General features: G+C 31.3%; 22 protein-coding genes. 2 read left to right on the top strand and 20 right to left on the bottom strand.

Going from position 1 to position 20,159, the window contains the following annotated elements; translation table 11 throughout:
• Positions 1–40: 40 nt before the first annotated feature.
• The 11 genes from FC55_RS00170 to FC55_RS00120 form a co-directional block, all read right to left on the bottom strand.
• Positions 41–454, bottom strand: coding sequence for an arsenate reductase ArsC (locus tag FC55_RS00170; protein ID WP_003700242.1), 414 nt, complete (start codon positions 452–454; stop codon positions 41–43).
• An 80-nt stretch (positions 455–534) separates the two neighbouring features.
• A complete protein-coding gene (gene dltD / locus FC55_RS00165) occupies positions 535–1,809 on the bottom strand; it encodes a D-alanyl-lipoteichoic acid biosynthesis protein DltD (protein ID WP_003700243.1) in 1,275 nt (424 codons plus the stop codon).
• A gap of 2 nt (positions 1,810–1,811) precedes the next feature.
• Positions 1,812–2,039, bottom strand: a complete 228-nt coding sequence (dltC, locus tag FC55_RS00160; protein WP_003700244.1) for a D-alanine--poly(phosphoribitol) ligase subunit 2 — start codon at positions 2,037–2,039, stop codon at positions 1,812–1,814.
• A gap of 20 nt (positions 2,040–2,059) precedes the next feature.
• Complete coding sequence (gene dltB / locus FC55_RS00155) at positions 2,060–3,262, bottom strand: D-alanyl-lipoteichoic acid biosynthesis protein DltB (RefSeq protein WP_003700245.1); 1,203 nt, start codon at positions 3,260–3,262, stop codon at positions 2,060–2,062.
• A complete protein-coding gene (gene dltA / locus FC55_RS00150; protein ID WP_003700246.1) occupies positions 3,262–4,788 on the bottom strand; it encodes a D-alanine--poly(phosphoribitol) ligase subunit DltA in 1,527 nt (508 codons plus the stop codon). The genes dltB and dltA overlap by 1 nt, the downstream gene beginning before the upstream one ends.
• A gap of 15 nt (positions 4,789–4,803) precedes the next feature.
• Positions 4,804–4,953, bottom strand: a complete 150-nt coding sequence (locus tag FC55_RS00145; protein WP_003706303.1) for a teichoic acid D-Ala incorporation-associated protein DltX — start codon at positions 4,951–4,953, stop codon at positions 4,804–4,806.
• A gap of 169 nt (positions 4,954–5,122) precedes the next feature.
• Positions 5,123–5,905, bottom strand: coding sequence for a DNA repair protein RecO (gene recO / locus FC55_RS00140; RefSeq protein WP_003700249.1), 783 nt, complete (start codon positions 5,903–5,905; stop codon positions 5,123–5,125).
• A gap of 66 nt (positions 5,906–5,971) precedes the next feature.
• Entirely contained in the window at positions 5,972–6,874 is a 903-nt protein-coding gene (gene era, locus FC55_RS00135; RefSeq protein ID WP_003700251.1) for a GTPase Era, read from the bottom strand.
• A gap of 15 nt (positions 6,875–6,889) precedes the next feature.
• Entirely contained in the window at positions 6,890–7,306 is a 417-nt protein-coding gene (locus FC55_RS00130; RefSeq protein ID WP_003700252.1) for a diacylglycerol kinase, read from the bottom strand.
• Entirely contained in the window at positions 7,284–7,763 is a 480-nt protein-coding gene (gene ybeY, locus FC55_RS00125) for an rRNA maturation RNase YbeY (RefSeq protein WP_003700254.1), read from the bottom strand. Before ybeY ends, FC55_RS00130 begins: the two co-directional genes overlap by 23 nt.
• Positions 7,764–7,778: 15 nt before the next feature.
• On the bottom strand, positions 7,779–8,744 hold the full coding sequence (locus FC55_RS00120; RefSeq protein WP_003700255.1) for a PhoH family protein: 966 nt from the start codon (positions 8,742–8,744) through the stop codon (positions 7,779–7,781).
• 196 nt (positions 8,745–8,940) lie between these two features.
• Here FC55_RS00120 and FC55_RS00115 point away from each other — a divergent pair, with 196 nt between their 5' ends.
• A complete protein-coding gene (locus FC55_RS00115; RefSeq protein WP_003700256.1) occupies positions 8,941–9,789 on the top strand; it encodes an N-acetylmuramoyl-L-alanine amidase in 849 nt (282 codons plus the stop codon).
• Positions 9,790–9,840: 51 nt separating this feature from the next.
• Here FC55_RS00115 and cmk read toward each other — a convergent pair whose 3' ends face one another.
• The 4 genes from cmk to FC55_RS00095 form a co-directional block, all read right to left on the bottom strand.
• Positions 9,841–10,515, bottom strand: coding sequence for a (d)CMP kinase (gene cmk / locus FC55_RS00110; RefSeq protein WP_003700259.1), 675 nt, complete (start codon positions 10,513–10,515; stop codon positions 9,841–9,843).
• Positions 10,516–10,546: 31 nt separating this feature from the next.
• Entirely contained in the window at positions 10,547–11,098 is a 552-nt protein-coding gene (locus FC55_RS00105; protein ID WP_003700261.1) for an SAG1386/EF1546 family surface-associated protein, read from the bottom strand.
• A 61-nt stretch (positions 11,099–11,159) separates the two neighbouring features.
• Positions 11,160–12,605 carry a RecQ family ATP-dependent DNA helicase gene (locus FC55_RS00100; RefSeq protein WP_003700263.1) on the bottom strand — a complete coding sequence of 482 codons (1,446 nt, stop codon included), beginning with the start codon at positions 12,603–12,605 and terminating at the stop codon, positions 11,160–11,162.
• Positions 12,592–13,632, bottom strand: coding sequence for a helix-turn-helix domain-containing protein (locus tag FC55_RS00095; RefSeq protein WP_003700264.1), 1,041 nt, complete (start codon positions 13,630–13,632; stop codon positions 12,592–12,594). Before FC55_RS00095 ends, FC55_RS00100 begins: the two co-directional genes overlap by 14 nt.
• Before the next feature lie 179 nt (positions 13,633–13,811).
• Between FC55_RS00095 and FC55_RS00090 the strand changes: the two genes are divergently transcribed.
• Positions 13,812–15,377 carry an Nramp family divalent metal transporter gene (locus FC55_RS00090; RefSeq protein WP_003700265.1) on the top strand — a complete coding sequence of 522 codons (1,566 nt, stop codon included), beginning with the start codon at positions 13,812–13,814 and terminating at the stop codon, positions 15,375–15,377.
• Between the two features lie 63 nt (positions 15,378–15,440).
• Here FC55_RS00090 and FC55_RS00085 read toward each other — a convergent pair whose 3' ends face one another.
• The 5 genes from FC55_RS00085 to FC55_RS00065 form a co-directional block, all read right to left on the bottom strand.
• Positions 15,441–15,809, bottom strand: a complete 369-nt coding sequence (locus FC55_RS00085; RefSeq protein WP_003700266.1) for a 6-carboxytetrahydropterin synthase — start codon at positions 15,807–15,809, stop codon at positions 15,441–15,443.
• A complete protein-coding gene (locus tag FC55_RS00080; protein ID WP_003700267.1) occupies positions 15,793–17,127 on the bottom strand; it encodes a TIGR03111 family XrtG-associated glycosyltransferase in 1,335 nt (444 codons plus the stop codon). The genes FC55_RS00085 and FC55_RS00080 overlap by 17 nt, the downstream gene beginning before the upstream one ends.
• A complete protein-coding gene (xrtG, locus tag FC55_RS00075) occupies positions 17,127–17,723 on the bottom strand; it encodes an exosortase family protein XrtG (RefSeq protein WP_003700269.1) in 597 nt (198 codons plus the stop codon). Before xrtG ends, FC55_RS00080 begins: the two co-directional genes overlap by 1 nt.
• Positions 17,716–19,260: a TIGR03766 family XrtG-associated glycosyltransferase gene (locus FC55_RS00070; protein WP_003700271.1), complete on the bottom strand. Its 1,545-nt coding sequence runs from the start codon at positions 19,258–19,260 to the stop codon at positions 17,716–17,718. The genes xrtG and FC55_RS00070 overlap by 8 nt, the downstream gene beginning before the upstream one ends.
• A gap of 66 nt (positions 19,261–19,326) precedes the next feature.
• Positions 19,327–20,124 (bottom strand): Firmicu-CTERM sorting domain-containing protein, encoded by a 798-nt coding sequence (locus tag FC55_RS00065; RefSeq protein WP_003700272.1) that lies wholly within the window; start codon positions 20,122–20,124, stop codon positions 19,327–19,329.
• Between the last annotated feature and the right edge of the window lie 35 nt (positions 20,125–20,159).

The following is a 20,159-nucleotide window of genomic DNA, read 5'->3' as shown; positions in this document are numbered from 1 at the left end:
TAAAAATTTCACACATTGAGTATATACAATCTGTTATTATTTAACTAAAAAATTCATTTTTGGAAATTCTTTCTGATAAATTAAGTATATTATCATGGATAAGGTGGATTGTTTTTAGAAATTCAGCATCCTCTTTACCAGTAGGATCATCTAGTCCCCAATCTTCCCTGTATTTGCATGGTATTACGGGACAATTAACATTGCAGCCCATTGTAATTATTATATCTACTTGTGGTAGTTCAGATAATAACTTGGAAGACTGTGTTTCTTCCATATTAATTTGATATATTTCCTTTATTAAACGAACTGCATCCTGGTTAATTTGAGGTACTGTCTCAGTTCCAGCAGAAAAACTTTCAAAAACATCTGCAGCGAGATATTTACCTAAAGCTTCTGCTATTTGACTACGACAAGAATTATGAACACATATAAATGCTACTTTAGGTTTCTTCATAGTAAATACCACCTTTCAATAATATTTTACAATAAAAAATAGAGAACTTGAAATAGTTTATTCAAGTCCTCCAATTTTTATTATTTAATAATATTGTTTAATTCTTGACCTTCAGCTTTTTGCCATTGATCACTGTAGAAATAGTTATTAATTTTGTAATTATTATTCTTATTAACTTTATCTTTGCCATCTAAAAATGGTTTAACTGATTTATCCACGGTTAACCAACCATGCCAACCTAAGTGGATAGTATCTTGCATAAAGTATGGCTTGCCGCCATCATTACTTAAATCAAGGATATTATTAAATCCTTGTTCACGTAATTGGTAAGTAACTTTCTTATCAAATTGACGAAGCATACTCTTTGATAATCCTGTATAGTTAGACCATTTTTCATTAACTGGTGGGATTATAAAGAGAACATCATTATTATTTTCAGCGAATTGGTTCAATACCAATTGGAAATCTCCAAATTCTGGTGAAGATACGTAGTCAAAGTTACTTTGTTCACCCTTTAAACGTTTATACTTATCTTTTAGCTCTCGATTCCAAAACTTATTAGAAATACCAAAATCATTGTTAGTAGTTGCTTTCTCACCTAACTTAGTTGCTAAAGATTCAAGCTCTGCGTTGTCTTCTTTAGCTGGTAGTTTCTTACTAGCTTTCTTAATTTTCTTAACCCTATTTTTTAAAGAAAGAGTTGAGAAAAATTGATCTTCATGAGTTAACTGATTATATTTCAAATCAAGATAAGTTTTTTGAGTAGCTGAAAGTTTTTTACCATTAGCAATTTGTTCAATACAATCTTTCAAAAAAGAATCTGAATGATTTTTTTGTATTTTTAACAATCTTTGCGCAGCATATCTATCCATTTTAGAATTATTTGCTTGTCTTAACCAAGTAACAGCTTCTAAATTTGAATAGTACATAGAGAAAGCAGCAGGATTTATTCCTTGCTTAACAAACCATTGTGGAGAAATAATGAAAACAACTTTTTTATTTTTTAATTCATTATTAACACCTTGCATTCCCCAGAATTGTGTTAATGATTGTGAACCAGCTGCTCCCAGTAAAAATGGTTGATAATCTCGATGATATCTCAAAGCCATTGATGCTGGATGGAAGGCATCCATACGGGATAACTCTGAAGAACCCATAAAAGGTACATAATTTTGTTCAAAGGCTGCTTTTTTTACAGCAGTTCCTTTGAAAATATTATTTGATTGTGACAAAGAAGCTTCATGAATTTCTTCAGAATCTGGTTTGGTAAAGTTAAATGGTGTTACTAAAACTACTGCCAATAAGACTGCTGCTAATACTAGTGGTCCAAATATTAGAAATAGTTTTTTCTTCATGATTAGTTATTTTCAACCTTTGCAATAATTTTATTAGGTGTATCCCATTCGCTACGTTCAAATTCAGAAACAGGTACATCAACACCTAATTGTGTTTGCAATTCTAACAACAATTGAACAGTTGCCATTGAATCTAATAAACCTGTTTCAAACAAGTTTACATCTAAGTCTTTCTTTACTTCGTTACTACCTGTTAAGTCTTCTAAAATATCTAAAACTGTATCTTTCATTTTTAAAAACCTCTTTCAAATTATTTATTCATAAAAAATAGTTCATTTAAAAATCCTGAGAAAATCAAGAAACTAAAACAAACAACATTGAATGTTAAGAACGTTGCAAAGTATTCAGTGAATTTATTACTTGGAATTAACTTGCGATGTTTCTTTTTAAATCTTAGCCAAGCATCATTAATAATGATTGCACACGCATGGAAAATACCATAAACAATATAGTACCAAGTTACACCATGCCAGAATCCCATAATTAAGAATAAAGTTAAGTAGCCAATGTTAGCCATTGCTATTCTACTTTTAACAAGTTTATTCTTCATCATGAAGAAAACTAGTCTCATATAAATGTAATCACGGAACCAAAATGATAAAGTCATATGCCATCTATTCCAGAAATCTTTAATATTCTTAGATTTAAATGGTTGATTAAAGTTCATTGGAGTCTCGTATCCCATGATGTAACTTGTACCAACTGCAAATAAACTGTATCCTGCAAAGTCAAAGAATAAGTCCATGGAATATACATAAGTATAAGCAACTAACCACCAAGAAATGCCACCATGTCCTAAAGCGTGAATTCTTACTATTGGTAATAAGTATGATCCCCAGAAATAAGCTAACAAGAATTTATATAGGAATCCTAAAAAGATATAATGCACACCTTTTTCTAAAAGTGATAGGTATTTATCTCTTTCTGGAACGGCATCGTAATCCTTTTTAAATCTTCTAAAACGATCAATAGGACCTGAAGAGATTGTTGGGAAAAATAAAAGAAAATGCAATGTTTCCCATAACCCTAATTCTTTGATAATTCCATCTCTGATTTCCATAATCATACCAACAGTTTTAAAGGTTAAGTAACTAATACCTAAAAATCCAATGATCGATTCCTTACCTGCATCTATTGCAGGTGTTATTTTTACAATAACTAATGGCAAAATAGATAAAATAACTGCTAAAACAAAGATAACACCACTATTTTTCTTTTTTCGATAATTGAAATAACCAAAAGTTAGTATCATTTCATAAATGATGTAACAGATCAACATTAACCCTTGCCACCATTTATCACCGCCAAAGGTTAATACTAGAAAAGCAAGTGTTACCAGAGTTTCATACCATCTAAAGCGACGACCATATAATATGCCTATCATTATTGGTAATAAAGCAACTGCTAAGTAACCAAAATAAGTTGGATTTTGATATGGTTGCAAATTTAACATTATTTATTGACCTCTTTCATTAAAGACTTACGATCGATTTTACCATTATTTGTTAATGGCAATGAATCTACATAGATAAATCTTTGAGGCATCATATAGCTCATCATTGTTTCATTTAATTCTTTTTTGATTGCTTGAGTTAATTTGAATTCATCTTCAAAATTATTTTCTTTAGCTACGACATAAGCAATCAATTGTTGAACTTTATGATTTTTATCGTATTTTGGAACAGTTGTTGCTTGAGAGACCAAGCTAACTCTATCGAGATGATGATCAACATCTTCAAGTTCGATACGGAATCCATGTAACTTAACTTGGAAATCAATACGACCCTTGTATAACAATTGACCATTATCATCAAATTGTCCTAAATCTCCAGTGCGATAAGCTTTTTGACCTTGGAAGTCAATAAATGCTGCTTGAGTTTTTTCAGGATTATTGATATATCCTTTAGATACACTTGGTCCTAAAATAACAATTTCTCCAGCTTCTCCTGCAGCAACTTCTTTTAAGTTATCATCTAGCAATACAATTTTTGTATCATCTTTTGTTATACCAATTGGTAAACGTGGATAATCATTTAAAACTTGTTCTGTTATCTCAACTTGTGTAACAGCGACTGTAGTTTCAGTTGGCCCATAAGTATTAAAGATATGCCCCTTAGGGAAACGTGTATGCAAATTTTGTGCTGTTTGATGTGTTAATTCTTCACCACAGAATAAAAAGTGTGTTAGTTCTGGTAAATTTTCTTCATTAAATGCTGGATTTAACAAGCATAGATCCATGAAAGAAGGTGTTGAAACCCATTCATTAGCATGCAACTTTGGTAAAGTAGCAAATAATTCTTTAAAATTATCGGTTGTTTCTTTAGGAAGGACTGATAATTTTCCACCTCTAGTAAGAGTTGGATATAAGTCCATTACTGATAAATCAAAGGAATATGGAGGTTGAGAAATACAATTTACATCTTCTTTAATTCCAAAATCTTTTTCCATCCAATCTAAGAAACTTAACAAATTATCATGACTAATTTGTACACCCTTAGGTACACCAGTTGTTCCAGATGTGAAGATAATATAGAAATTATCATCTCCACTAACATATTTATCTTCATTTATTATTACGTCGCCATTTGAAAAGATATCTTCTAACTTAGCTCGATCTACAATAGGTAAGCTTTCAAGACCGTTAAAACCTTCAGGAAGTTCTTCAACAGCAATACATGCAGCTGGTTTGGCGATGTCATTGATAACATTTAGTCTTTCTACTGGTGAATGTGTATCAACAGGAATATAAGCATAACCAGCTTTAACAATTCCTAAAAATGTAGCAATCATATTAAAGTCTTGTCCACCAAAAACCATAATTGGATTTTTAGTATCTAAGTTTAACTGATTTAAATATGTAGCTAATTTATCAGAATAATTTTTTAAATCAGCATAAGTATTTGTAGTGCCTAGATAGTCATAGGCGATTTTATTGGGAGAGGTAGTTCCCCAATTATCAATCTTTTTAATAATATTCATTAATATATCTCCTAACTAAAATTCGTTATAGATGAAGTGTGGTTGATCGATACCACTATAACTGTATAGGTAAACTAATGCTGCTAAAATTAAAAAGTAAAAGATGGTTCTACCTACAAATTTAACTGCATCTTTTTGCATCAGCTCTCCTAATCTCTCTCGCATTCCCCTCATACCTCCCTAGAATTAAAGATAAGACAAATTTTGACTTTTGTCTTTTCAACTAATAAGATTACAACTTTTACAGAAATATTACAATACTATAATTCTTAAAATTATATTATGTTTATAGGATAGTATTTATAATATTGACAATCAATTAATAATTGTTAACTTAATCTTTTTTCAATAAATTATTCTCGACTTTTGTCATTTTATCAATGAAACTTCGTGCTTTTACATAGATACCTACTTGGTTATCATAAATCTCATTTAATGTTAATTTTAACCTTTTTTTAGTATCTGCATTAACTTTAATTGAGTTAAGATAGTTTAAATCTACAATACTAAATTTGCGTAAATAATACATTGTCCTTTGATCTAAATTTAACCTGTTCTTATCCATATACCAGTGTTTTCGGCATAGAATACCACCATAACTTTCAGAATAATCAAACTGGCTCTGAGTCTCTCCGCAAATAACGCAAGATCGCCAATTAGGTTGCACACCAAATTTCCCTAATAATTGAACTTCTATAATATTAGTAATAATTTGAGCATCAAATCCATCATTGATTAAACTTAAAGCTTTCAATACTTTCTCAAACCATAAAGTGTTGGTTACATCAATAGAATCTTCAAAAGCAGCTTTAACAAGTTCTAAAATATAAGTTGCATAGGCATTTAAAATAATATCCTGGTTAATACTTTGAAATTGATCAATACCCTTTGTTGCTGTTATAAAAGATAGTCCTTCACTATTAATACTTCCTATATATGTTCCATGAGTAAATGGCAAAATTGCTGCTCCCAATTTAAATCCACGCTTCCTAACGCCTCTAACAAAGAAAGTTTTGAATCCATACTTATCGGTAAACATGGTAACAAGCATATCCCGTTCGCGATAATTTTTTCTTTTAGTAACAATTGCCGAAAATTCCACATTCTTGTAAATCATATTTTCATGCACCTACTTACAAAAAAAGCGAAGAAGATTTTCTTCAACGCTTTATTATGTTAATTATTAATAATCATCTTGTTTATAGCCAAGTGCTTGTAAATCTACTTGTCTATCTTTCCAGTTGGGTTGTACTTTAACCCATAATTCTAAATAGACTTTATCACCAAGCATTAATTCAATATCTTTACGTGCTTTAACACCAATTTGTTTAAGCATCTTGCCACCTTTTCCGATGATAATACCCTTTTGACTGTTTCTTTCTACTACAATTGTAGCTTGAACTAAAACTTTCTCATCATCTTCGCGATGGATTCTATCTACAACAACAGCTACTGAGTGAGGTACTTCTTCACGTGTCAATTCTAAGACTTTTTCACGAATCAATTCACCAGCGATAAATCTTTCAGGATGATCAGTAATTTGATCAGCAGGATAGTACTGTGGACCTTCAGGCAAAGTATTTACCAAAGATTCAATTAATTCTGGACAGTTATTTCCTTCCAAAGCAGAAATAGGAAATACTTCTGCATAGTCCAAAGTATTGCGATAATCATCCATTATCTGTAATAACTTATCTGGATGAATTTGATCAATCTTATTTATTACTAAATAAATAGGTTTTTTAACATTCCTCAAACGTTCAATGATGAAATCATCACCACGACCACGTTTTTGAGTTGCATTTACCATAAATAATACCGCATCAACTTCATTTAAAGTGGATAATGCAGATTCTACCATGAAATCACCTAAACGACTGTGTGGCTTATGAATACCAGGTGTATCAATGAAAACGATTTGTGCATCGTCTTCTGTATAGATTCCTTGAATTTTATTTCTAGTTGTTTGAGCTTTATCACTCATAATTGCAATCTTTTGCCCAACTACTCGATTTAAAAAGGTAGATTTACCAACATTAGGTCTACCTAAAATTGCTACAAAGCCAGAATGAAAATTATTTTGCATTAATTAAAAGTCCTTTCAAAATGTTAATATCCAAAAATATATTCGCGGTAGAAAGATCATAGCTGCTACTAAAGTCGCAAAAATAGCTATTATCAAAACAGCTGCTGCTCCCATATCCTTAGCTTTTTTGGCTAACTTATTGGGTTTTAGATCAGTAGCTAAATCTACTACATTTTCAATCGCAGAATTAATAATTTCTGCTGTCAAAACTAGAGTGGCGCTAAGTAGTAACCACAACCACTCTACAATTGAAACTTTGAAAAACAAGCCTCCAATAATAACCATACATAAAGCAAAAACATCAAATCTGAAGTTACGTTCTTCATTAAAGACGGTTTGAACCCCTTTAATGGCATAAGTTAGTGATTTGATAAAACGACGATTCTTCCATTTAGTTACGTATTTCTTTTTATCTTTTGAGACCATAGGCATCTAAAATATCTCTCTGTAATTTGAACATAACTTTTTCGTCTTCAGCTTTCATATGATCATATCCATTTAAATGGAGGAAACCATGGACAGTTAAGAAACCAAGTTCACGATCTTCTGAATGATCTAAATATTCAGCTTGTTCTTTCACTTTATCCATTGAGATCATCATATCACCGATGTTTTTAGGCTCTTCAAAATCTACATCGTCTGGTAAAATAATTGGAAGTTCATCAGGATCATCTTCCTCGATTGCAAAACTAATTACGTCTGTTGCTTTATCTACACCACGATATTTTAGATTTATCTCATGAATTTGTTCATTATTCATAAGAGTTACAGACATTTCTGTATCTTCTGGAAGTTCAAGATATTTTCCAGAAAACTCTAAAACATCCTTAACCAACTGAATTTTTTCAGCAGGTACACTATTAGTATCATCAAAAATTTCTAAATCCATTTATACCTTCCTTAGTTAATTATTGTTTTCATATGCACGGATAATTTCGGACACTACTGGGTGACGAACAACGTCATTAGCGTCAAAATTAACAAAAGCGATATGTGGTAAACCTTTTAAGCGATTCTCTGCATCTACTAAACCACTTTGACTATGTCCCTTTGGTAAATCGATTTGAGAAGCATCACCATTGACAATCATTTTAGAACCAAAACCTAAACGTGTTAAGAACATTTTCATTTGTGCTCTAGTAGTATTTTGAGCTTCGTCTAAAATTACAAATGCTTTATCTAAAGTACGACCACGCATGTAAGCTAGGGGTGCAATTTCAATAACGCCTCTTTCTATAAGACGTTCAACATGTTCTGCACCTAAAATTGAATTCAACGCATCATATATTGGGCGAAGATAAGGATCAACTTTTTCTTTTAAATCTCCAGGCAAGAAACCGAGTGATTCTCCTGCTTCCACAGCTGGTCTAGTTAAAATTAACCTATCTACTTCACGACGTTTTAATGCTGCTACTGCCATTACAACAGCTAAGTAAGTTTTACCAGTTCCGGCTGGTCCAATACCAAAGGTTAAATCATTATTTTTAATCATTTGTACATACTGACGTTGACTATAATTCTTTACCCTAATAGGTCGTCCAGAACGATCTTTCAATAGTGTATTACTATATAAATCTTGGAAATATTCTAATGTTCCTTTTTCAGCCATTTTTACTGCAGAAACAATATCAGCTTCACTTAGATTTATCCCTTGATTTAATAATTTCACTAGCTCACTTAATATTTCTTGAGTTTCAATAACATCTTCTTGATTACCAGAAATTTTTATATAATCACCAAACGGGTTAATGGTTACATTTTTACTTTCTTCAAGGAGTTTTAAATAGCTATCATTTATCCCAAATAAAGCAGGTGCAATATTGGCATTTTTAAGATAAAAATCTTTTTCTACAACTTGTGATTCAGCCAAGCCAAATCCCCCTTATAAAAAACATATATATCGTTAATATAGCATACATTAAAGATTAGGGCTAGATATTTATTCTTATAAAATTTTACTAAAGATAGACTATGTATTTATTATTTTTAACTAATCTGTAATTTATCATTGTCCAATCTTATCGTATAATTACTAACATACGAAACTTTATGGGAGTTAATGAACTATGAAAGATTATAAAAAAATTCTATTATCTCGAATAGATTTAAAAATCCTATACCTTATAATTATTATCCTATTTTCAATATTAACATTCAGAACTGTTCACTATATTCGTCAGGTACCGTTGATTAATAAAGCAATTATATATCAATCTTATAACACGTCTAGCAAAAACCTAGGTACTTTAAATATGGGCGATCGTGTTACAGTTCTTTCAACTAAATATCATTGGAAAAAGGTCAAAACTTCAGAGGGAGAAGTTGGTTGGATTCAAGATTGGAACTTTCGACAACAAAATAAAATTACTAGTTTATCAGATGCTACTATCGTAATCGATGCTGGACATGGTGGCTCTGATTCGGGTGCCCTATCTCGTACAAATAAAAATGAAAAGACATATACGCTTATCTATGCTAAAAAATTAGCAGAAAGATTGAGAAAGGCTGGAGCGATGGTCTATATGACTCGAGATGATGATAGCTTTGTGAGTTTAAATAGTCGACCACAACTAGCAGAAAATCTACATGCGGATGCTTTTATTAGTATTCATTTTGACTCTGCACCTGAAAATAACATGGGGTCAGGATATACCACTTACTATTACCATAAGAAGACATCTTTAAGATTAGCACAAGACATCAACAGTAAGTTAAAATACTTAAAATTAGAAAATCGTGGGGTTGAATTTGGTGATTTTCTTGTAATTCGTGAAAATACTGTACCAGCAGTTTTACTTGAAATGGGATATATTAATTCAGATAGAGATTTCGAAAGAATTACTTCTACTAGTTATCAAGATAGTGTTGCTGATGATATTAAACAAGGATTAGATACATATTTTAATCAAAACTAAAAAGTCAAAGAATATCAAAATTGGTATTCTTTGACTTTTATTTTTACATTATTAATGATTACGTTCTTCAATAATATTCATAATTTCATTAACAACTTCATCAATTGTTAATGGTGTTGTGTCAACCTTAACAGCATCTTTAGCTTGAACTAATGGAGAAATCTTGCGATGAGAATCCTTATAATCTCTTTCAGCAATTTCTTTTTCAAGCACTTCTAACGGTGTATCAATACCTTTAGCGATGTTTTCTTTATATCTTCTTAATGCTCTTTGTTCAACACTAGCAACTAAGAAGATTTTTACTTCAGCATTTGGTAATACTGTTGTACCAATATCACGACCGTCCATAACAATACCGCCGTTATCGGCAATTTCTTGTTGGCGATGTGTCAAATCTTGTCTAACGCTTGGTTGTGCCGAAACTAATGATACATTATTAGTAATGTCTGGAGTACGAATAATTTGTGTAACTTCTTCTCCATTAACAAAGACTTTTTGTTCAGGTTCAGCTGGTACAAATTCCAATTTGAAATCTTGTAATAAATTCTTTAAAGCTTCGTCATCATCTAATGAAATATTTGCTTTTAATGCAGCATAAGTCACAGCACGATACATAGCTCCAGTATCACAATAAATATATCCTAATTTCTTAGCTACTAATTTAGCTACAGTACTCTTACCAGCAGAGGCAGGCCCATCAATTGCTATTTGTAGTTTCTTAACCACTTAATTCCAACTCCAATATTTGTTCTTTTTATTATTTAACACGTACTTGTTGTCCAGGGTTTAAATTTGAACCCATGCCTGGATTTAATTGTAATAATTGATCAACAGTTAGACCATTATTAACAGCTACTCGATAAATTCCTTGTCCAGAAGAAACTGTTACGTATTTAGCTTCGCTATTGCTAGAGCTAGAAGAACTACTAGATTCACTAACAGTACCTTCTTGACTATCAGTAGTAGTTGTATCTTCAGTTGCATCTACGCTTTTAACAGATGATTTATCTTTGGTATTACTTTTCTTTTTCTTACTAGTAGCAGTTTTTTCTTTCACACTAGCCTTTTTACTTGTAACCACTGTATTAATTTGAGAGCTACTAGCAGGCTTAGATTCAGATTTCTGTGATATAAAATACAATGCAATTGTTCCAACAATTATCACTATAAAAATGATTAGAAGTGACGTTGTTAACATTGTATTATTTTTGGCATTTCTACGATTTGCTGTTCGTGAATAGTTACCCTGTTCATCACGATCTTCTTCAAATGTCTTTTCCCAAGGTTTTTCATCATTTTTATTATTCATTCATCCCGCCTCCTCACATATACCAACAATCATTTTACCATAACTTATCAATAAAAATGCTTTAAGTTCTAAAAATTTCATCAATTATTTTATAAAATTCTTCAATCTTTAGAGATTTTTGTTCATTTTCATCAAAAATTAACCCTAGTTCTTTTAATGGTAAATCATCATTTAGTTTTTGGCAACATAATTCATGATGGTCAATTTTTTTATTATCTTCAAAATAATCTAAAATATACTGCCTTCTACATTTATTAGTATCAACATACTGTAGCATTTGCTGCAATGAATTAAATTTTTGTCGTTTCCTTTGCAAGAAAAAAGATTGTAATTCTTCTTTAGATGAATATAAGTTACTTATTTTATTAAGTAATTGGATGCTTTCATTATCTGTTTCAGCAAATTGCTGTTTATTATTTATGTAATAATCTATCATTTGATTATCTGGAATATTATTAAGGGATAATTGTTGTTGAATCCCTTCGTCTCCTTTTTGATAGAGCAAAATAGCTATACTTTGTTTACCATCTCGTCCTGCTCTACCAATTTCTTGAATATACGATTCTAGTTCTCCTGGCAAGTGATAATGAATAACATATCTGATATTTTCCTTATTTATCCCCATCCCAAAAGCACTAGTTGCACAAATCAAATCTAACTTATTATCCAAAAATTGATGTTGAATAATGAATCTATCATTCATATCTAAATCAGCATGATATGCTGCTACTTTTAATGAAGTTTTCGCTTTTATCTTTTCAGTTATCTCATTGGCTTTCTTTTTACTAGAAAAATAGATCAATCCTGGACCTTTTATCGTATTTAATAAATCAAATAACTTCTCTAACTTATCTTGTTCATTATTAAATTTAAAAGCACTTAAAAAAATATTTTCCCTATCTACAGACTTTCGAACAACTTTAGTTGCTGATTGATCCAACTCTAGTCCTGACATGATTGCATTAATTGTTTGTTGCGATGCTGTTGCTGTTAAAGCTAATGTCAGTGGATTACCTAATTTTTCACGTATCTTACCTAACTCTAAATAATCTGGCCTAAAGTCTGGCCCCCATTGTGAAATACAGTGAGCTTCGTCAACTACAAACAAACTGATCTTTTGTTGTTGTAATCTTGCTAGTACTTCATTATTTTGAAGCATTTCTGGAGCCAAATAAATGTACTTATATGTATGCAAATTCTGTAAAGCGTAATTTTTTTCAGAATAGGTTAAATTAGAAGTTAAAGCTAAGACTCTACGTTCACCTTGAAATCGTAATTGCTCTACTTGATCTTGGATTAATGAAAGTAACGGTGAAACAATTATAACTGTTCCATCAAGAAGTTTCCCTGTTAATTGATAACACATTGATTTACCAGTTCCAGTAGGTAAAATGGCAACTGCATCTTTTTGATCAATTAAAGCTTTAATAACTTCTTCTTGTCCTTCTTTAAAGGAAGAATATCCAAAATATTTCTTTAAATAAAATTTTAAATCATGTTCTATCATTATTTAATTTGCTCCGTTGCACTTGATATATACGAAATTTATAAAAAGGCATTTGGTGCCCTGACAATTCTAAATCCTGATATTTCCAATCATCAAGATCATCATCAGAATATATGTTTTGTAAAATACGATAGTCTTCAGAGGTAAGTACTTGATGATAATCAAAATTATGCGACAAGATTGAGGCAATGATTAAATGTTCTTGTATAGTACTTTCCTTAAGTCGTCTTATTTGCTTTATTTTTTCTACAGTAAAGCCCTTTTGTAATAGAGTGTAAGTCTCCTCTACACTAGTCGGCAATCCCTGAGACCTTGCTACCAGATTGACAATTTTTGAAAAATTACCACCTTTTTGATTAAGGTAGTCAGCGAATTTTAAGGATAGATCAGCGATGACAATTTGAATATCAGCAGTTGCTAGCCCTGTAAATTCACTTAATTGTTCAATAGTATATCCTGGTAATCCATGTCCAACAAAGGAATTCATGAAAATATCACTTTTATCTTTAGGTTGAGATTCCAAAAAATCTAATAAGTATTCTTTAAATTGTGGTATTAATACTTTCTTTTTTTCTTGGTAGAGCCACTTTTTAATGTAAAATTGAGCCTTTAAATTCTGAGATACTACATAATATCGGCGATTTTCAAAACTTAATTCTGATAAAACTTGTATCATAAGTCGTAGAATTTCTTTCCATAGTTTCAAATCATATTTATTAAACAATTGCGGCTTATCAATAAAATAGTGTTGTTGCTTAAATTCATCTAAAGCATGTTGTCCTTTAATGGTTAAAAGTAATTTGTTATCTTTTTTACTTAGATAATTTTCTTCTATTAACTGTGCAATTGCTCGATCATAGTTTTTTTCATCTAATTCAGGAAAAACATTTAGATAGGATAAATAATTATATCTCAATCCCCAGTATATTGAAGAACTTGTTACTTTATTTTTAAGAATCTGGCGTAATACTGCCTGTCTCCTGGGTTGATCGATTGAAAAGAAATCCAATAATCGTAATTCTACCATCTAAAAATCACCCCTCGTATTAATATAATACGCTAAATTTTAAAATTTCCCAACTAAAATGAAAATTAGTAAATTCCATTTACAATAATAAAAGTTAAGGTAGACCTAAAAATATCTTTTAAAGTGTAAAAAAATGGTGTATACTACCATTGTAATGAAAAGAAAGGTGGTTTTTCACTGTGGTAAACAATGAAAATAATCATAAAAAGCATAAGATGATTCAATATGCTAACGGTAAATCACTTGAAGAAGTCAATGGTACCGTAGAAATTCCTAAAGGCAAGGGTTTCTGGAAAACTTTATTTGCATATTCCGGACCTGGTGCCTTAGTCGCTGTAGGTTATATGGATCCAGGTAACTGGTCAACATCTATTACTGGTGGTCAAAACTTTCAATATCTATTGATGTCTGTTATCTTACTATCAAGTTTAATTGCCATGTTGTTACAATATATGGCTGCTAAACTGGGTATTGTAAGCCAAATGGACTTGGCCCAAGCTATTCGTGCTAGAACTAGTAAAGCATTAGGTATTGTACTTTGGATTTTAACTGAGTTGGCTATCATGGCTACTGATATTGCTGAAGTTATCGGTGCGGCAATTGCCTTGTATTTATTATTTGATATTCCGTTAATTATTGCCGTATTTATTACTGTTTTTGACGTATTACTCCTTTTATTACTTACTAAAGTCGGATTTAGAAAAATCGAAGCTATTGTTGTTTGTTTGATTTTTGTTATTCTTTTTGTTTTTGTTTATCAAGTTGCTTTATCAAATCCTGACTGGGGTGGCGTATTTAAAGGATTAATTCCAACATCTGAAACTTTTGCTAAACATCCAGTTGTACATGACATGTCTCCATTAAATGGTGCTTTAGGTATTATCGGAGCAACAGTTATGCCTCATAACTTATATCTTCACTCTGCAATTTCTCAAACACGTAAGTTTGATCGTAATAATGAAGATGACATTGCTAACGCTGTTCGTTTTACAGCTTGGGATTCCAACATTCAATTAGGTTTAGCTTTTGTTGTAAATTCCCTTCTTCTTATCATGGGGGTTGCTGTTTTCAAATCTGGTGCTGTTGAAGATCCTTCATTCTTTGGATTATATCAAGCATTATCCGATACAAGCGTTATGAGTAATGGCCTTTTAGCTGCTGCTGCTAGAACTGGTATTTTATCTACTTTATTCGCAGTTGCCTTATTAGCTTCAGGTCAAAACTCCACTATTACTGGTACTTTAACTGGACAAGTTATTATGGAAGGATTTATCCATTTGAGAATGCCACTTTGGGCTAGAAGATTAATTACTCGTTTATTATCTGTAATCCCAGTACTTATCTGTGTAGCCTTAACTAGTGGTAAGAGTACAATTGAAGAACATGAAGCATTAAATAATTTAATGAACAACTCACAAGTATTCTTAGCCTTTGCCCTTCCATTCTCAATGTTACCTCTTGTTATTATGACCGGTAGTAAAGTTGAAATGGGTGAAAGATTTAAGAATAGATTATGGATCAATATCCTTGGTTGGATTTCAGTTATTTCTCTAACTTACTTAAATATGATTGGTTTGCCACAAAACCTTGAACCTTTCTTCCCAGCTGACAAAGTTGGCTTAGCACACACAGTAGCTTACATATTAATTGTGCTTATTATTGCTTTACTAATTTGGACATTAGTTGAATTACATTTAGGTAATAAACGCTTTGCAGCTGAACAAGCTAAAAAACATAATAAATAGAATCAATTAAATTAAAAGGAACCTCCAATCTCAACTCGAAATTGGAGGTTCCTTTTTACTATATTATTCATTATTTACTACATAAAAACGTGTTGGTGATTCACCTATTTCTAATTGATGTAAGTAACAATTAATTTCATGCAATTGTAGATTTATTTCATCAAAGAAATAATCCCCTAAATTTTCTAGAGAAGGATTTGTTTTATCAAATGGAGCAAGTGTATTCAAAAATTGATTTTGTAATGGCTCAATAATCTTTTGAATTTGATCTTCAATGTCATTAAATCTAATAAAATGATTTTGCTCTTTCTTCATAACTTGGCAAATGATTTCCCAAGTATGCGGATGTTCTTCTCCGATTTGATCACTCCACCGCATAGCGTGAGTAGCATTTAAATAAAATTTTAGTCGATAACTATAAATTTTTCCCATTAGTACGCTTTCCTCTCTTTAGATCTTGTTTAATAACTTTTTTAGCGGCTAAATATTCAGATTTAAAATTATCTGTTTGCCATTTTCCAGATTTTAGCATGGTATTAATAACGCCCATAACTCTAAAGAAACTAACAATAAGGTTGTAAATAGGCATCATAAACGTTACCCACCAATGATTTCTGAAATATTTTCTTTCAATAGGATCAAATTTCAAATAATGCATAACATTAGTGAAATTTAAAAAGCCGATGAATAAGTATAACAGATACATTAACAATAGCGACATTACAATTAAAATTGGTGAATAGCCAAATGGAATTAAAACGAAGATTGCAAATAGCCAGATTACTTTCAGAAAAGCTACGGTATGATCAACTAAAAGTCTTCGAACAATGAAATTACTCCAAATTCTTTTTAAATTAAGCTTTTCACTCAAAAAAGTACGGATAACTTCAATTTCTCCGCGTTGCCATCTTTGACGTTGGACGTATAACTCGTCCCAGTCTGAAATAGGTTCAACATAGAAAATAGCATTAGGACATAACATAACTCTTCCCTTTAAATAATAACGTATTTGGAAGGTCATATCTGTATCTTCACCAACAGTTTCTACATTATACAAGCGTGATTGCATTAAAGCAGAACGCCTAAAAGCTGAAAATGCTCCAGACATTGTAAAAATTTGATCATCTTTAGATTCTACTGTTCTCCCTGCTAAAAATGCGATTGCATATTCATAATATTCTTCTAGGCGAAGGAGACGATGCTTTTTAGAATTTTTGATTAATTCATTATTACTCAAGATTGTCCCCGTTTGTGCCATAACTTCTGGATGTTTATTGAAGTTAACAGCCATATTAAGTAATGCATCTTTGGAAAGAGTACCATCACTATCAATGGTAAAAACATAATCCCCTGTACTGCCATAAATTGCAGTATTTAAGGCCTTAGCTTTCCCTTGATTTGCTTCAAGCCACTGCATACGAACATTTCTAAAATCCATTTGAGCTTGTTTGTATACTTCAAAACTATTATCTGTACTTTTATTATTTGCACAAATAATACTAATTAAATGCTTAGGATAATTTGATTCAGCAATAGATTTTAAACAATCATATAAGGTGTCCCCAGAATTATATATAGGTACAATAACTGTTAATTGTGGCATTCTTCCAGGATGGTATTCTTGCTTTGAGGAAATTTTACTGAAATGATTTCTAAAAAAAGCAACAATTGCTGGTGATAATTCGAATATTGCCGGTATCACTAGCCAGGCTGTCCAAAATCCCATTTGAATTACTACTTGATTAAACATTAATTTCGACCCCCATAATTAAATCTAGCCGTTCCTTTTTCTTCAAGTTGGGAGCGAGTAAATACATTATAGTAAAGAATAATTACAAGAACATAGAAAATAATTCTTCCTAAAATTGAGTGGACCCAGAAAAATGCACCACTTCCGGTATAATAAATAATTGTTGAAATCAATGATAAACGGAAAACATTAGACATGAAAATCCAAGCTATTCCAATGAAAGTTAACCTTATTTTTTCCATCTTCTGATACATAGGATAGAACCACAATAAACTTAGATAAGCTAAAGTTTCGATAATACCAGAACATTCGTAATCTACAAATAACATAATTAAGCCATGAGAATTATGAATGCTGATTAAATTATTAATATAGGAACTACTATATAAACCTGTTAAAGTCCCCCACCAACCAGTTACTTGTGTAATACATGCTGATAAAAACCAGACGAAATAAGCTCGACTAATAAAAGCCATAATCGCAAATAGTCCTACACTTCCCACCCAAAAGTGAAATCCAATTAAATTTGCACGATTAAGTACAGATAGAAGATATAGCCATAAAATTATGCCAATAATTATTGGTCCATTAAGCATTTTGCGACACCTCCATCTTCTTTAATCCTGTAGCTAGTAATATTTTGGCAATAGTTTCTTTGCTAGTTTGCCATACAATCGGAATCAAAATCATGATATTAGGTAAAAATTGTATTAAATAACGACTTCTCCCACCTTCAAAAATTAAGAGAAATAGAAATCCCCCAATAAGAGAAAGACGTAATCCATCACTAACAAGATCGTGATATTTCCATCCGAAAAATAAAATTCCTATCAAGGAAATCCAGATTAATTGATTTATGAAACGAAATACAGATACATTTTTCCCAGCAGGATAGGTAAAAGTTTGAGCCCACCATTTCCAATTAGATGCCGGTGTTTTAGTAAAGATAAACGTACCTTCACCTAGCCAACCAAATGTTCCATCAGCTGTATTGTATCCCTGTTTCCTAATTAAAAAGGAAATGTATCCCAAAAGTCCACGTTGTTTTAATCTCTTACGTATCATTTTCTTAGAATATGCAATTTTATCTTGTTTCTTTGGAAGTTTAGCCATCATTAGTGCATCATGTGGATTATATGCACCGGTTGTCCCTGACATTCCCATATTTACAAAATGAATTGAAGGAATTTCCAAACTTTTATCAATGGATACATACTTTTGATTAGAAATAATATTTTGTCCTAAAACAAATGTAGTAGCTCCACTTCCAAATAGAAATACTAGCAAACAAAATGCTCTTAATAAGCTTTTTTTATCTGGTTTATTACACAAATAAACTATGCCTACTATTATAAAAGCAATAGCTGGAATAATACCTGAAGGCTTGATGTAGTAAGTAATAACTGTAGCTACTCCGGCCATTACTGAAAATAATATTCTATAAATTAAATTGAAACTATGGCTACTCATACCTACAAATCCTAATAATATTAAGGAAACAGACGGTAACACCCATGTATCTGTATAAGGAATAATAATCATGGGAAAGAAAGCTAGAAAAATAATTTGTAAATACCATAATAGTCTTACTTTGTCTTTAGAAACTAGATACATTGTGACTATATTGATTAATGCAGATAAATTGACTAAAAATAGCGTCACAGAATCTATAACCAACCAAGATGTGCTGTGAAACTTAGTTAATATCCAATTTTGAAGCAATAAAATTGGCAAGTTATTATAATTTTGGCTGAAATATCCTCTAACCTTTGCTTGATTAGGATTAATCCAAGCTTGATGTAACATGTTAACATCAAATCCTATCGCTGGATGTGTCGCAACTATAAAGAATATCTGCCAAATTAATAATAATATTCCCAAAACTAACATACCTAACCAACCACTTTGGTATACAGAACGCGCAAATCTTTTAACAAAGTTGTCAGTTATCATAATGATGATTATACCCACTAATCCTAGTAGCATTACCATTGTTACCCAAGTTGTTGTTTGAGAATTTAGCAGTAAATTACTCGAAGTTAGGGTAAAATAGAAAGTCAAACCAATAAATATTGTAAATAGTATATTTATTATTGAACGACTACTTTTAAATAAATAATTAAAAAAATTCATACTAATATTGTATAAAAAATAAGCCAAACAACTTTAGCTTATTTTTATACGAACGTCCTTTCCAAGTTAATTAATTTTAACTTTTCTCAAATTCGATAAATATTTTTTGTTTTTACGTAACCCAATACCTACAAAAATTACAGCAAATACAACCGGAATTATAGCTAAAGTACTTGCTCCTTCAAAGTCAATTCCGTCACCATAATTGTCTTTTTGATTGAAGTTCCATGTAGTAGATCGATTAACATCTTCGCCATATTCTCCAAAATCATTAAATGGTACCGCAAATTCTAGATAAACCTTACCACTGTAAGGACTCTTGTAAAGATAGCCGCCATCAACAACGTAAGTATGATACTTAGTATTTTTGCTTCTTACTTCTAGAGTTACATAATGCCGTTCACCATAATCTAACCAACTAGTATCAATTGGAGAAAATAGAATTTTGTTTTTATTCTTAAATGAAGCATCTCCAATGCTAACGGAGTATTGATGTCCATTTACCGTAATGAAATAGTTTTCTGAAGGAATATATCCATTGCTATTACTTTGAACATAGCCATATGCATTTCTATCATCAACTGTAAACTTAGTTTTATAGCTATCAAAGCCTGAATACCAGTAGTTAGCTGGATAATCATTCCAATCTTGAAAGTGACTGTTACCTATTCTTATAGCATCATCTTCATTAGTTTTGAAATAATCTTCAATAGACCAACGAGCTCCATTGTTGTAGCTCCAGTCCCAATCACCGCCCTCTTTCCACCAAGGATCTGCTTGAACTGCTTGAATTGATAATACGAATAGGCAAATAAGTGCTAAAAGTGATACTGTCACTTTTTTAATATGATATTTATGTTTCAATAAATCTCCCCCCCTTGTTTACGATTTCAAGATAG

Source organism: Ligilactobacillus salivarius DSM 20555 = ATCC 11741 (genome assembly GCF_001435955.1).
GTDB lineage: Bacteria > Bacillota > Bacilli > Lactobacillales > Lactobacillaceae > Ligilactobacillus > Ligilactobacillus salivarius.
This window is presented reverse-complemented; position numbering and strand designations above follow the sequence as displayed.